General features: G+C 37.6%; 13 protein-coding genes. 2 read left to right on the plus strand and 11 right to left on the minus strand.

The window, feature by feature from the left end:
* Positions 1–39: 39 nt before the first annotated feature.
* From trxB to L1999_RS25500, 6 genes are all read right to left on the minus strand, one after another.
* Entirely contained in the window at positions 40–996 is a 957-nt protein-coding gene (gene trxB / locus L1999_RS25475) for a thioredoxin-disulfide reductase (RefSeq protein WP_235741073.1), read from the minus strand.
* Between the two features lie 91 nt (positions 997–1,087).
* Positions 1,088–2,581 (minus strand): tetratricopeptide repeat protein, encoded by a 1,494-nt coding sequence (locus L1999_RS25480; protein WP_235741074.1) that lies wholly within the window; start codon positions 2,579–2,581, stop codon positions 1,088–1,090.
* A 249-nt stretch (positions 2,582–2,830) separates the two neighbouring features.
* The gene (locus L1999_RS25485) at positions 2,831–3,865 is read right to left on the minus strand and encodes a bifunctional inositol 2-dehydrogenase/D-chiro-inositol 1-dehydrogenase (protein ID WP_235741075.1); all 1,035 of its coding nucleotides are present in this window, start codon (positions 3,863–3,865) and stop codon (positions 2,831–2,833) included.
* Positions 3,866–3,952: 87 nt separating this feature from the next.
* Positions 3,953–5,380, minus strand: coding sequence for a sugar porter family MFS transporter (locus L1999_RS25490; protein ID WP_235741076.1), 1,428 nt, complete (start codon positions 5,378–5,380; stop codon positions 3,953–3,955).
* Between the two features lie 28 nt (positions 5,381–5,408).
* Positions 5,409–6,323 carry a myo-inosose-2 dehydratase gene (gene iolE / locus L1999_RS25495; protein WP_235741077.1) on the minus strand — a complete coding sequence of 305 codons (915 nt, stop codon included), beginning with the start codon at positions 6,321–6,323 and terminating at the stop codon, positions 5,409–5,411.
* Positions 6,324–6,512: 189 nt separating this feature from the next.
* Complete coding sequence (locus L1999_RS25500) at positions 6,513–7,376, minus strand: helix-turn-helix domain-containing protein (RefSeq protein WP_235741078.1); 864 nt, start codon at positions 7,374–7,376, stop codon at positions 6,513–6,515.
* A 257-nt stretch (positions 7,377–7,633) separates the two neighbouring features.
* On the opposite strand from L1999_RS25500, the gene L1999_RS25505 reads away from it, so the two are divergent.
* Positions 7,634–8,497, plus strand: coding sequence for a sugar phosphate isomerase/epimerase family protein (locus L1999_RS25505; protein WP_235741079.1), 864 nt, complete (start codon positions 7,634–7,636; stop codon positions 8,495–8,497).
* A gap of 84 nt (positions 8,498–8,581) precedes the next feature.
* On the opposite strand, the gene L1999_RS25510 is transcribed toward L1999_RS25505, so the two are convergent.
* From L1999_RS25510 to L1999_RS25525, 4 genes are all read right to left on the minus strand, one after another.
* A complete protein-coding gene (locus L1999_RS25510; RefSeq protein WP_235741080.1) occupies positions 8,582–10,003 on the minus strand; it encodes a sugar porter family MFS transporter in 1,422 nt (473 codons plus the stop codon).
* A gap of 147 nt (positions 10,004–10,150) precedes the next feature.
* Complete coding sequence (locus L1999_RS25515; RefSeq protein WP_235741081.1) at positions 10,151–11,317, minus strand: Gfo/Idh/MocA family protein; 1,167 nt, start codon at positions 11,315–11,317, stop codon at positions 10,151–10,153.
* A 28-nt stretch (positions 11,318–11,345) separates the two neighbouring features.
* Entirely contained in the window at positions 11,346–12,266 is a 921-nt protein-coding gene (locus L1999_RS25520) for a sugar phosphate isomerase/epimerase family protein (RefSeq protein ID WP_235741082.1), read from the minus strand.
* A 326-nt stretch (positions 12,267–12,592) separates the two neighbouring features.
* A complete protein-coding gene (locus tag L1999_RS25525) occupies positions 12,593–13,453 on the minus strand; it encodes an AraC family transcriptional regulator (RefSeq protein WP_235741083.1) in 861 nt (286 codons plus the stop codon).
* 375 nt (positions 13,454–13,828) lie between these two features.
* Between L1999_RS25525 and L1999_RS25530 the strand changes: the two genes are divergently transcribed.
* The gene (locus L1999_RS25530) at positions 13,829–13,999 is read left to right on the plus strand and encodes a hypothetical protein (protein ID WP_235741084.1); all 171 of its coding nucleotides are present in this window, start codon (positions 13,829–13,831) and stop codon (positions 13,997–13,999) included.
* Between the two features lie 214 nt (positions 14,000–14,213).
* Here the strand turns inward: L1999_RS25530 and L1999_RS25535 are convergent, their stop codons facing one another.
* Positions 14,214–15,413, minus strand: coding sequence for an FtsW/RodA/SpoVE family cell cycle protein (locus L1999_RS25535; protein ID WP_235744466.1), 1,200 nt, complete (start codon positions 15,411–15,413; stop codon positions 14,214–14,216).
* Between the last annotated feature and the right edge of the window lie 134 nt (positions 15,414–15,547).

A 15,547-nucleotide genomic window follows, 5' to 3' on the forward strand; every position in this document is an offset into this window, starting at 1 on the left:
ACTGTTACAGGAGAGTTATAAAAAGGTTACGCTTTTAATTTATTTATTACTTTTTAATTTCATTTCTTCAATAAGCTCTTCTACATAATGCTGAGCACTTTGCGCAGCGATACTGCCATCACCCGTAGCGGTAACAATCTGACGAAGCATTTTTTCACGAATATCTCCCGCCGCAAAAATACCAGGCACTTTTGTTTCCATGCGATCATTGGTTTCAATATAACCATTTTCATTGGTGATGCCGAGATTCTCAAATGGTTTTGACAGTGGAACCATTCCGATATAAATGAACACACCATCTGCCGGTAATTCTTGCTCTTCGCCATTTTGCGTCGAAACAAGCGTTACACTTCCGACTTTGCCATCTTTATCGTTAATCGATTTAATCGTGTGGTTCCAGATAAAATCAACCTTTTCATTTGCAAAAGCGCGGTCTTGAAGGATTTTTTGCGCACGCAGCTGCTCTCGTCTATGAACGATGGTTACTTTTGAGGCAAACCGCGTTAAATAAACGCCCTCCTCGACAGCAGAGTCTCCGCCGCCAATAACAAATAACTCTTTGTTTTTAAAGAAGGCTCCGTCACAAACTGCACAATAAGACACACCGCGTCCACCTAATTCTTTTTCACCAGGTACACCGACTTTTTTATATTCAGCACCTGTCGTGATGATGACAGAGTAGGCTTTATATTGTTTTGAACCAGCATTGACGATTTTGTAATCGCCATGGTCTTCTATCCCTTTAATATCACCGTAAGCATATTCAGCACCAAATTTTTTGGCATGCTCAAACATTTTGGATGATAAATCAGGACCTAAAATGCTCTCAAAACCAGGATAGTTTTCTACATCCTCGGTATTCGCCATTTGACCGCCCGGCATACCGCGTTCAATCATCAGCGTGGATAGGTTGGCGCGCGATGTATAAACAGCCGCCGTCATTCCTGCAGGACCAGCGCCGGCAATAATGACATCATAAATTTTTTCTTCAGTCATTTGATTCAACTCCTATATAAAAAAATACGATTAAGTATTAGCATTCCCACTTAATCGTATAAAACAATTGAATTATAGTCCACGAATATGCTTAGTTTAGATAGTTGTTAACCAATTTAACATATTTGCCGATAGTGGCAGTTGATAAGCCATAGCGTTCGGCCACTTCCTGCTGGGAAACTTTCTCACTTCTTAGTTTATGCCACAAGTATTCGACCGCTCCAGCCCAGGCACGTTTATTTTTTAATGGAGCACCGTCTTTAGATACTTCGACAAACACGGAAAACCACAGGAGATATAACCCCGACTCAATCGTGCCAATCGGCTGATGATTTTCATAAAATAGTTCTGCTACTTCTTGGGCATCATTTGTCTTAGATGGTTTCCCTAATCGGATCATCGAGAGATACTCTTTTTCCAGCTTCGTCAGCTTTTGGTTTTGAAAAAGCCGTTTGGAGCCGATGATTTCTTCTTTTTTACTCGAAACAGTCGTTAAGAAAAGGGCAAATAAACGCTCTTCCACATAATCGCTGTCAAGCTTTTGAAAAATGGATTCGGCCATATTTTCAAAACCATTACCTGGTGACGTTTCGAGATTCCATGGTTCTGAGCCTTCTTTGTCAGGATTGAGCTCAAGTACCTTTTTCCAAATGCTCTTCGCAAAGTTTTCAAAGCCTGTATAAAAGGCAGAATAGGCAAGCCAGTAATAAAATGGGCCATCCCCATCAAAACCGTGCTTATATAGTTTTTTCAACCATAGGTAAGCAAGGTCGTATTCACCGACTAACGCAAAGGTCGCACCAAGTTTAAATTGATGCTCACTTAGAAGTGGCTGAATTTTTTTCAATCCCCTGAGTAATTCAGCAACATTCTCTGATTGTCCTTGATAATGGGCAAACACAAGCTTGTTACAAAGAGCATGAAGGTTGCCCGTATTGCGCTCGAGCACATCCTCTAGGATAGCTTCCGCTTTTTCTACTTTTCCTAAATAAAAGTAAGCTAGTGCTAAATTATTATAAGCTGACCAATATTCGGGATATTCCTTGACAACATCTTTTAAAAGCTCAATTGCTTTTGGAAAATAGCCGGATTCCAGCAATTCTCGGGCTTGCTCTTGTTTGATGATTAAGTCATCCTGCTCATATAGCTCATCCTCGAATTCATCCGCTTCCAATGTCAGCACTTCTAATAACTCTTCAGTGTCGTCGGAAAAATCACCGTCCGGATCAAGCTGCAAATATAATTTGCTATGATGGTAGGCATCTTTAAAAAATCCCATATGGGCATAATTATTCGCTAAAAAGTAATGGCATTCTGCCATTTCTGGATCAAGCTCTTCAAGGATTTCGTGCAAGAGTCGGTTGGAATATTCGAATTCACCAAGTTCTGTCGAAACAATCGCCAGCTGGCATGTAATCATTGGTTCACCCGGCTCAAGCTGAATCGCCCGCCCAAGATATTTTTTGGCTTTGATAAAATCTCGTCGATGGTATGCCTTGACACCCTTCTTGAAATAATATTCACCTGTAGGAACAAATGATAGTATTTTTCCTTTTTGAATTCTTGCCTTCGCTTCTTTCACCATGAAGTCCTCCACATTTTTCAACATAACTTATGTAGTATAGCACATTAGGGGGTATTCGAGAAGAGGGTGGTGGATTTAACTTATGGATTGAAATCAACTGCTTGCGCCATATAAAGTACACATATTGGTTCTCCCTCCTAAAATAAGCAGATACCATTTAAATCAACAATCAAGATTAACCCAAATCAAATAAAAGGAAATGGAGTACTCCATTTCCTTTTTATAAACTATTTAACTATAATTAAAGGATTACACCGTTTGAAGTTCTTTTTCATTATAGAATGCGGGTCTTTCTTGAAGTGTAATGGCTTCTTTTTCACCAGTTTGTTGAGCTTTTACACATGCATCAGATGTTACTGCTGCGATATATCCATCCCATGCAGTTGGTCCTTCAGGCTCACCTTTTTTTGTAATGGAATCAATAAAGTCTTGGATTTCCACATTGTATGCATCCATAAAGCGGAATTTCCAATCATTTAAAATGCCTGTGCTTAATTTTTCATCTTTTCTCATCACCACACTGGAGAATTCAGGTAGTTTTACAATTCCCTCTTCACCAATCACTTCACATTGAATGTCATATCCATATTTACAATTCACAAAAACTTCTACACTCATGACAATGCCACTGTTCGTTTCAATTGTAAATAATTGAGGATCTTGAAGTTTGTCATGTGAATATTTTGTCTTCCTAGGGAAAACAACTTGAACAGATTTATAGTCATCATTGACTAACCAGTGAAGGGCATCAATTTCGTGAATTAAAGTATCTGTTACAGCCATATCCGTTGTATAGTTTTCACCAACGATTGGATTGCGGTGTGCAGCACGAATCATTAATGGCGCACCAATTTCATTATTGTCAATCACTTGTTTTAATTGAACATATCCGCTATCATAACGGCGCATAAATCCAACCTGAACTAATTTCTTACCCTGCTTCATTTCCGCTTCAACAATTCGAATACAGCCTTCAGCCGTAGTTGCTAAAGGTTTTTCACAAAATACATACTTACCAGCTTCTACTGCTGCGACAACGGTTGCTTCATGGGCAGGACCCCAGCTTGTAACAAGGACGACATCCACATTTTCATCCGCAATGAGAGCTTTATCGTCTGGATAAACAACCGCATCTAATTGATAGATTTCAACCGTTTGCTTAGCAGACTCTTGATTAACATCTGTTACCGCTACAATTTTACCGCCGGATAATTTATTGGTAATTCGATCAATATGCTCCCTTCCAATTGCTCCTGTTCCTACTACACCAAATCTTAAAGTCATGTTGATACTCTCCTTTTATGTTTACATATTTAATGGTTAAACTCAGGCAACGCTTTCATTTTTCAATTAAATCGTAGTTTTATAACATTATTGATTAGAAGCTTGTTTATGACTTTTTTGTCCATAACTCCGGAAATCGCTTTCTAACTGTTTAAGTGACTTTCCTCTTGTCTCTGGCAAGATCTTATTCACAAATATAATAGCGGCAATTCCACACACTGCAAAAATGAAGAATGTGATCGATAAGCCTACTGCACTTAGTAAGATTGGGAAAAAAAGCCCAACAAGGAAGTTTGTGATCCATAAGCAGAATACGGTTACACCCATTCCAATACCACGTAATTTTAATGGGAAGATTTCTGATAACATTAACCAGGTTACCGGAGAAATAGCACCTTGCTGGAATGCAAGGAAGGTAACCGTCAAGCTAAGTACGACTACCGGAAGTGCTGGTGACCCTTTAAGTACTAACGAGAACACCCCAATTAAAGCAAGAGCAGCTGTTGTACCCGTCAATCCAGCGATTAACATAGGACGACGGCCAATTTTCCCTAATAACCAGATTCCAACGAAAGTGGCAATGACTGAGATCGCTCCATTGGCGATATTCCCCAAAAGTGCCGCATTGGTTGAAAAACCGGATTTTTCAAGTATTTGAGTACCATAATACATAATCGAGTTAACACCTGTAATTTGCTGCACAATGGCAATCCCGATTCCAATTCCGACAATCCGGCGAACCCATGGTACGTTTAAATCCTTAAATGTCGCATGTTTAATTTCTGATTCATGAGCAATATGTTCTTTCATCTCTTTAAGTTCAAAATCCGCACCGTTTGCTTCCCGTATTTCTTTAAGGACCCTTAGTGCATCTCCCCATTTTCCTTTGGATGCAAGCCAACGCGGGCTCTCTGGAACCGCTAACATTCCAAACCATAAGACAACAGCCGGAAGTGACGCAATCACTAACATATAACGCCAAACATGTGAAGCTCCCTCACCAATCGTATTTCCTAGGATGGCATTAAAGACAAACGCTAACAGTTGACCGGAAACAATCATTAATTCGTTCTGGGTAACCATCCTTCCCCGCTTCTCCACAGGAGACATTTCTGCTAAAAAGGAAGGCACCATGACAGATGCAGCCCCAACGGCTAATCCTAGCAAGAATCGGAACACGATCATAACACCGGCTGACGGTGAAAGCGTACACCCAATTGCGGCAATAAAGAATAGTAACGCGAGATTTAAAATCATTTTACGGCGGCCAAAACGGTCAGATAAACGCCCGCCAAATACGGATCCAAACGCAGCTCCAAAAAGTAATGAACTGGTAACAAGACCTTCCGTTGCGGGTGTCAAGTTTAGCTGGTCAGGTTTTGCCATAAAAGGTAATGCCCCGTTAATCACACCGGTGTCATAACCAAAAAGAAGTCCCCCAAATGTAGATATAACCGTAATCTTTTTTAAAGCTTTTTCGTAATCACGTGTTTGTTTAATCGCCTGATTACTCATATTCTCCCTCCCCAGGGTTCGTTTTTTATTAAGCTTTAATCAATGAACCATTTTCTAATGGCAGTAATTCTTCATTAATATAATTACGGGCTTTCAAGGCATACTCCAACGGATGTGCAACTGAGGGGTCTTGTTCTGCTTCAATGACAATCCAGCCTGAATAATTCGTTTCCAGAAGCGTCTTGTATACCTCTGTAAAATCAATACAGCCGTCACCAGGAACGGTAAACATTCCTGCCAAAAAGGATTGTAAGAAGGACTTTCCTTCTTGTTCACATTGCTCTTTTACTGCTGTGCGCACATCTTTAAAATGAACATGATGGATACGATTGATATGTTTATTTAATAGAGTCATATAATCAGCATCGGATACAAAGATATGGCCTGTATCATACAGCAAATGAACGTGATTCGGATTTGTGTTTTCCATCAGACGATCAATCTCGGCTAATGTTTGTACGCCCGTCCCCATATGATGGTGAAAAACTAGCTTCAAATCATATTCTTCAGCAATTTTTCCTAATTCGTTTAGTCCTTGGCCTAACTGATCCCATTCTGTATCTGTGAAGAATGGTTTTTCTTTGAAGACATTTTTATCAGTACCTTGAATACTATAGGTTTGTTCTGATACAACAGCAACAGATGCGTTAACCGCTTTCAAATACTCGCAATGTTTATGGAAAGCTTTAGAGGCTTCTTCCACACCGTCACGAATAATAAAACTGCTAAACCATTGTCCCGCAATTTTTAGGTTGCGGAGTTGAAGCTCTTTGTTCAAAACATTAGGTTCTGGAAAAAAACCGCCAACTTCTGTTCCCTCAAATCCTGCTACTACAATATCACTTAGTAAGTGTGATAAGGTATTCTCTGCCCCAATTTCCGGAATGTCATCATTGCGCCATCCAATTGGAGCAATCCCCCATGAGATTTTTTTATTTTCCATCGTATAACCTTCTTCCTTATAAAAAGTAGGACTGTTTAACCGGTTGACCTTATTTTATAAATTATGAAGAATCGATGTATTATAAAAAATTGCTATCAAATTATCATTTCTTGCTAAACTTTTATGAGTTTATCAAAAACTAACAAAAAGATACCCACAAAAGTGAATATCTGTTTAAAAGACAGATCATTAAAAACAAAGTTTTCTAAACTTTCCAGGAGTGATGCCACCAGTAGATTGGGAGAACACTTTAATAAAATGGCCAATACTATTAAATCCGCAATCCATGCTTATTTGCTCAATTGAAAGATTGGTTTCCACCAATTGATTCTTAGCCTGGATCAATCTGTAATTCAGTACATATTGGTGAGGGCTGGTTCCTATGTACTTTTTAAACGTACGACAAAAATGATAGGTACTTAAATTGGATATTTCACTCAACTGCTCGACGGAAATCTTAGATGAGTAATTCTCACTAATAAAGGACAGTACAGCTTGAATTTCGGGTGGTATTGCTTTTGCCGCATTTGCCTTTCTATTTTCAAACGTACTACGGGTACTCTCTACTAAATTGCCCAGCAGTTTATAAATCTCTAAAGATAGTTTAAAGTCTATTTCCTGGTTCGATGCGATAAGAGACAAAATATTCGGGATATTATTCTTTTCAGTTGGCAGTTTAAACAGACAACCCTTTCTTTTGTATAACTCGTTATACATAGCTTGCGTGTGACTGCCTGTAAAGTGAAAAAATTGAAAGGTTGTTTCTTCCATTGCAGAGTAGTTATTTTTTTCTTTACAATCTAAAATAACAATTTCATCTTTCGAGGCTACGAATGATTGGTCAAGATAGTGGAACTGCATCGATCCTTTTTTTATATAAAAGATGATAAAGGCATTCATGTAATCTCGCTTAATGCTGTAGGGAACATCTACGATATATTCACCGCCCCATAGGACATAATGATATAATTCTTTCGTTAAAGCGGAAGGTTCATAAAAATATAATCCCTTAGATTTGATGCCTGGTTCTACATTTGGAATATAGTAATTCATTTTTTCACCTCTCACTAATTTAAACACTTCCTATAGTATATTTTATCCTGATCCAAAAGGTAATGGTCTATTTTTGGGAACTATTTTAATATTCAATAGACTAGCCCGTAAACGACCTATTTCATCACCAAAAGTTATTAAATAAATGATTAAATAGCACCAAAATACAATTTTAGAGCAAGATTATATAAGATAATGAAGGAAAATTTCCATTAAACTGAAATCGCATACATAAGTTATTAAATGGAGGTTTACCTATGAAATTATCATTTAATGAAGGAACAACATTCGAAAGTGCTTCTCTTCAACAGAATTTAGAGTATTGCGAAAAACACGGTTACGATTTTATTGAAATTCGCTCCATTGACCAGTTAAAAGATTATCTTCAAGAATATACATTAGATGATTTAAAAGCCTATTTTGATACCCATCATATTAAGCCGCTTTCTTTGAACGCCTTATGCTTTTTTAATAACCGCACGAAAGAAGACGAAGAGAAGATAATCGAGGAATTCAGCGAATACTTGGAGATTTGTAAAAAAATCGATTGTCCATATATTTGCGTGGTACCTTCGAATATCGATGTGACGGAAAAAGGAAAAACATTGACGGAAGAAGTAAATGCAAGTTGTATCCGAGTTTTAACCCATCTATCTGATTTAGCCGAGCCATACGGAGTAAAGATTGCCATTGAGTTTATTGGAATCCAGGAAAATACCGTTAATACATTTGCACAAGCATACAGTATTGTAAAAGCAGTTGATCGAGATAATGTGGGTCTCGTGTATGATACGTTCCAATTCACTGGAATGGGTTCAAGATTAGAAGATGTAACCGATGAAACAGCAGATAAATTGTTTATCTTCCATATCAATGATGTGGAGGGTTATCCGATTGGCCAAATGCGTGATAGTGATAGAGTATGGCCTGGGCACGGTGTGATTGATTTAGAGGCACATTTGAAAAGACTAAAAGAATTGAATTATGATTTTGTCGCATCCGTTGAGTTATTCAGACCGGAATATTATCAAATGGATCCTGAAGAAGTCATTAAAAAAGCGAAAGAAACGACCTTGGAAGTATTGGAAAAGTACTATAATAAACACGTTGTTCATAATTGATCGAAAGGCATAAAGGATCTTTTATAGAAAAAGTCCTTTATGCCTTTTTTATTATTTAATACATTTTTAGTTTTAAAGTTTTTCTTACTGGGCATTACTAATTGATTTTTTCATACTACCTTTATCATACTTTGAACGGAACTGCTCCTCCAACTCTTCAAGTGTAAAGCCATTTGTTTCTGGCATAAATTTGTAAACAAAAGCAATTCCCAATAAGCCAATGACAACGAAAGCAAAGAATGTGGCGGATAAACCGATCGTGCTTAAAAGAATAGGGAATGTAAAACCAATAACAAAGTTGACAGCCCATAAGAAAAATACACTGATACCATTACCAAGGCCTCTTAATCTTTGTGGGAATATCTCAGCAGCAACTAACCATGTTACCGGTCCAATACACCCTTGCATAAAAGCTAGGAATAAAACTGTCAAGGAAAGCACAAGATACGGCAGTGCAGGAGAACCTTTAAGTACCATTGAAAAAATGGCAATCAATAATAGTGAGGTGGTTGTGCCAGACAAACCAATGATCAACATTGGACGTCGGTTCACCTTGCCAATCATCCAAATACCAAATATTACAGCAAGAACGGAAATAAGTCCATTTGCTATGTTTGCAATTAATGCCGTCTTCGTACCAAAACCAGCCTGCTCTAGAATTTGCGTACCATAATACATTATGGAATTAACCCCAGTAATTTGATTCACGACAGAAATTCCAATACTAATCAACAAAATACGGCGTAACCATGGAGTAGAAAAGTCCTTAATGGTTGCTTTTTCAAGATTTGAGTCTCTTTTAACGGATTCTTCAATTTCCTTAAATTCTGTAATAGCACGTTTCTCGTCACGGATTTGTTTAAGGACGCTTAGCGCCTCATCCTTTTTCCCTTTTGATGCCAGCCACCTTGGGCTCTCAGGAACCTTGAGCATGCCTATAAATAACATAAAGGCTGGAATTGCACAAATAATGAGCATGTAACGCCAAACATGTCCTGTATCCCCCATTGTTACACCAAGGATAGCATTAAAAACATAAGCTAAAAATTGTCCGCCGGTTATCATAATTTCATTCTGAGCAACCATTCGTCCTCTATTCTCGGCAGGTGCCATCTCGGCCAGAAAGGACGGTACCATTGATGATGCTCCTCCAACAGCAAGTCCAAGCAAGAATCTAAAGGTAACCATTACTGAAACATTGGGAGCAAATGTAGTTCCAAGTGTTGCTAGTAAAAATAACAATGATAGATTAAGGATCATTTTACGTCTGCCATAACGGTCTTGCAGCTTTCCTCCTAACAATGCACCAATTGCTGCACCTGCAAGAAGCGAACTGGTCACAAGCCCTTCTGTAGTTGGTGTAAGATTCAGCTGGTCACGTTTTGCCATAAAAGGTAAGGCTCCATTCACAACTCCTGTGTCATATCCAAAAAGAAGTCCCCCAAATGTAGCAGAAATCATAATCGTTCTTAAATTACGTTTAAAATTCCCTACTTGATTACCCATGCATGTTCCTCCCAAGGTTTTAATTATCTTTCCCTTAAGCCTTTCATTCTATAAAACTTACAGATTCATTAAAGCGTTTTCAATCTTTTTTATACAATAAGGCCCTTTAGATCATCAAAGGCCTTTATTGTAATGAAAACTTTATGTTTATTGGTATTCAACCCATACAGCCCCATTATCTGCAGAGCGTACACAGTTCTCAACCCAGCGAACACCTTCTACTCCTGCCTCGATTCCTGGATACCAAGATGCATCAAACGTTTCACCGCGATCTGCCGCAACCATCGCCTTAGCAAAACGAGTATATAGATTTGACCATGCTTCAAATAGTCCTTCTGGATGGCCTCCACCGATACGATCATCTGTAAGTGCTTGTGGATAGAGATAATCCATACCACGATCTAAGATCTGTGCAGGTTGACCTTGAACTTCGTATCTTAATTGATTAGGATGTTCATCCCACCATTCAATGCTAGCTTTTGAACCTATCACACGAATCGTTTGTCCATGCATTGAGCCAGCATTTACACAGGAAGACCACACATACCCAACCGCACCGTTATCATATTCCATAATGGTAAATGCATTGTCCTCAAGTGGAGCACGGCTCTTAACAAAACTCTGGCGGGAACACATTAGTTTTTTAATTTTTAAGTTTGGCAGCAGGACCTCAGATATGTACAATGGATGTGTTCCAACATCACCCAAAACATAACTTGGACCTGCAACTTTTGGATCAACACGCCATTTGGTGCTTTCACTATTTTCTTCTACAGCAGCAGAATGGAAACCATGTGCAAACTGCATTTTTACGATTCTGATTTCTCCTAAATCTCCTTTTTCAATCATTCTTCGTGCCTGGTCAATCATCTGGTGTCCTGCATAACCATATGTAACGCCAACAACAAGATTTTTTGCTTTCGCAATTTCTTGCAATTCAATTGCTTCTTCAGTGGTAAAACATAGGGGTTTCTCACACACAACGTGAAGTCCTGCTTTTAGAGCTGCTTTCGTGATTTCATAATGTGTTCCATTTGGAGTAGCAACAGAAACCGCTTGAATCCCATCTTCACGCTTCGCTTCCTCTTCAAACATCGTTTTATAGTCAGGATAACAACGTTCTGGATCAACATGTAAATTAACCCCAAAATTTTTCCCGCGTTCTGGATTTATATCGAAGGCACCCGCAACCAATTCAAAATTATGATCACGTAACGCAGCTGAACGGTGGATATAGCCAATTTGACTTCCTCTTCCACCACCTACCATTGCCCAGCGAATTGGTTGCTCAACGTTTTTTTCACCATTAATCATATTTACTTTCTCCTTTTTTCAAAGTCTATTAATATCCAACACTCATTAAATAATCCACACTTTGTTTTACATCTCGTAAACTGGTATCAGCGTTTCTAGGGTCCCGTTCCTGTTCAATAGTGATATAACCATGGTAATTAATCTCTTTTAACAATGAATGAATGGCATTATAATCAATGATTCCCTGTCCAATTGGACACATAACACCTTTGGCGCAAGCATCAAAAAATCGTATATGCTCCCCCATAACCTGATCGTAAACACCCAAATCAATATCCTTAAAGTGGATATAATCCAGACGGTCCTTGTTGTCTTTTAGCCATTGAACCGGATTCATTTTAGAATAATAGAGATGCCCTGTATCCAAGCAAAGTCCTGCTATTTCATAAGGAATATCTTCTAAAAGTTGCTTAATTTCGTCTTCAAATTCAATATAACCGCCTGCGTGCGGATGGATAACTGCCCTCACGCCGAACTCGCTGGCCCGCTCTGAAAGAGCTTGAATATGGCACATCATCTTGTTCCAATCCTGTGCAGATAACCTTGGTGCCCGATCTGGATGACCGGCATTGTAATCCCTCTCATCATGCCCCCAATCAATAATAACTAAATAAGGGGTCGGGAATTTTTGTCCTTCTTCTATTGGTGTAGGAGGCAATTTCTTTATCAAAGAACAAATATCGTCGACCTGCTGTAACAAATTTCCCAAATTACTGTCTGAAACCAAATCATCAAAAATGGTTCCAGCGATGATCGTCAAATCATTTTTGACGAGTTCGGCTTGTACTCTATCAATGTCCATTGGAATATAGCCATATGGGCCTAACTCAATACCTTTATAACCAGCTTGTGATGCCTCATTTAAAACTCTTTCCCATGGCGGCAGATAAGGGTTCTTTGGATCATCCACGCCCCAGCAACAAGGCGCTCCTGAAATTTTTATACTCATTTGAAACACCTCCAAAACTTATAAATTAATTATAAAACTAGCCTGAGTTAACCGCTTTCACTATCTTGTTTAATTTAAGCGGTTTATTCTACATAAATAATTAAAAGTTTCACTATCTTGTCTTTTGAGGTTTTTGAGAGATCTTGAATGATTTTCCAACGAGAGCTTCTTCAAATTTCCCGAGAAATGTAGAATCTTGATATTTAGTTGGTCGTTTTTAAAAATTCGAAGGCGTCTATCTCCTCTAGAAGGAAAAATAAGAGGAAAAATAAAAAGCAATAGTGACTATTGCTTTTAGCTTTCATATATTTGAATAGACTGAGTTTCTACTTTTTACTTTTAATCCATAGCTGTCGGTATTTTTTTGGAGACATGCCAACTGTTTTTGAAAAGAGGGTTGTAAAGTAGCTGGTATTATCGTAGCCAACACTACCAGCAATATTTGTAACACTTTCGTTTGTATTAATAAGTAATGACTGTGCTTCGCCGATTCGACGTCGAATAATATATTGTATTGGCGAAAAGCCAGTCGATTCCTTGAAAACATGTGCTAAATAATAGGGACTTATGTGCAGTGTTTCCGAAAGAGAGTTCAATGAAATTTCCTCTAGATAATGTTCATCAATGTAAGCTTTGATATTGTTTGATAATTCCGATTCCTCTGATTTTGATAATACATGGTTTTCCTGCGGGATTTGTAAGATATGCGTAAGAAGTGCACGCAGCAAATAACTGCACATCTCTTCTGCTCCAGCTTTTTCCTCGGAAACTTGTGAATACATCATTTCTAACAATGCTTCGATCTTCGAAGCATCCTTTCCGCTGCGCAAAACGTATGAAGCTTCTTTTGAAACCAAATGATTTTTCGGTAACAAAGGGAGCTTCACATTTGTAATACCTAAACAAAAAACGCTCATATTTGTATCCGAATTTCCATATTCATCGTGAAGAACACCTTCGTTATATATTAAAATATCACCTTTAAGCGTCTTATATTGTCGTTCACCAATCAAATGACTGCCATTTCCTTCTTTGATAAAAATGATCTCCAATATATCACTGTGCATATGCATCGTTCTAGGTAAACTTGTGTGGGTAGGATCAACATTACAAATATAGAGCAATTTGGGGATTGAACCATTCTCAAATGTTGGATTAAAGTCTTTTTTTACAAAATACTGAGTCATGATTATTCCTCCTAAAACATTGCAGTGGCTTTCTTATAAATGAAGCTGTTAACCCAGTGTTATAATTACCTTCTAACTAGACTTTAAACGATATATATCACAAATGACAACTTATTTTATTATTTCCAAAATTGACATTCCAGCAACTTGAAGCTACTGGTATCTTTACACTCGTTTGAAACACCCCCGGACTTAACATTCATTATTTATTGAACATGCAAAAAAAGAGAGATATTGAGAATATCTGATATTTACACGCTTTCATTAGCCGTGTTAGCGATTTTTTTATGCTTGTTTTCGTTTTCATCATGATTGCGAAATTGACCCAAAAGGTACAATATTAAATTAACAAATTATTCCTATGGGGGAATCATAATGAAGAAAATAATAGAATTTATTCAACATACAATGCAATCTTTTAAAAATTCAATGGACCAATATGGAGAGGCACGAATCGTCTTTTATGAAAGTATGTCTGCTTTAAGCGAACAAAAAATAATCTCCTTTAACAAAGCCTATACAAAAAAACACGGAGCGATCCTCTAGACCGTCTCCGTGTTATGTTATTCATTTAATAGTAAGGTTCAGCATTTTTCTTACTGATAAAAAGTGGGGGCAATAGGTTTCCCATAACTCATAAAAGCTGGGCCGTTTTCCCTTGAGCTTTATCATAATTAGGTAAATACCAGAAGGGATTACTTCAATTCTTAACATCACATGCCAATCTCCAGATGGGCGGTTGCCCTCTTAATTTCCCCATCTATTTTGTAAAATTATATACATTTCTCTTCTTATTATTTTGAACGTTTTGATCCTTTTTGATTTTATATTTCTTTTCATAATTAACAAACATTGAAACATTGACTAAAATTCCAACAGCAATGGCTAATTGGATAAGAGAAGATCCTCCATAACTGATAAATGGAAGTGGAACACCAGTAAGTGGGATGAGGCCAGAGACACCAGCAAGATTAACGAAAGCTTGGATGCCTATCATGCTTGAAATGCCGATTGCTAGTAAACATCCAAACGGATCCTTGCATTGCAAGGCAATATAAATCCCTCTTAACACAATATACGCTAAGGTAAGGATAACAAAACCAACACCCCATATTCCTAACTCTTCCGCAATAACAGCTATAATAAAGTCTGTATGTGATTCTGGCAAATAACCAAGCTTTTCAATCCCTTTTCCCAATCCCAAGCCATTTATTCCCCCATTACCCATTGCTATGAATGAATTTACAAGATGGTAGCCCGATGTTTGTTCAAATTTAAACGGATCATTTAAGACTTCAAATCGATTCATACGGACAGATGTAAAAATTCTCTTATAAAATAGAAGAACAAATGGTATCAATACACTAACACCAATGGTTACTAGTCTGGTTAAATTCTTAATGCTTGTGCCTGACGAAATGATGATGGCTCCAGAAAATAATAATATTAACTCCACTGTACCGAAATCTGGTTGAATGGCGATTAATAAACAAACTATTCCTACATAGATTAATGGAGGGAGAACCCCCTTTTTAAATTGATTTATATATTCCTGCTTTTTAGCATACATAGCAGATAAATAAACAATCACACAAAGCTTAACAAATTCTGCAGGCTGAATACTAATTGGTCCAAGTTTAAACCAACTTTGGGCATTCCCAGCCACATGACCAAAGACAAAGAGAGCCATTAATACAACAATGGATGAAAGAACCATATACATAAGTATTTTTCGGTTTTTCAGGGCTTTATAAGGGAATAAAGAAGTGATAACAAAGAAAAAAGCACCTAGTATCAGAAAGACTTTTTGTTTCTGGTAGAAATAATCACTTGCAACACCATACCTTTGTACAGCAGTAGCCATGCTTGCACTATAGACCATGACCAAACTAAAGAGAGATAATAAAGCGATCGCAATAACTAAAGAATAATCATACGATTTTAGTATTTTCCTAAACATCATTGCCTCCAATTTTTTTAAAACAGATTTGAGAAAAGGTTTTGTTGTTATGTATAAAAAAATAAGAATGAATCTTACAAAGTATAAGAAAAGGTTATTTTTCCTTTAATCTAGCAAAGAATGATTAGATTTTA

The sequence above is a fragment of the Neobacillus drentensis genome, from assembly GCF_021560175.1.
Lineage (GTDB): Bacteria > Bacillota > Bacilli > Bacillales > Cytobacillaceae > Neobacillus > Neobacillus drentensis_A.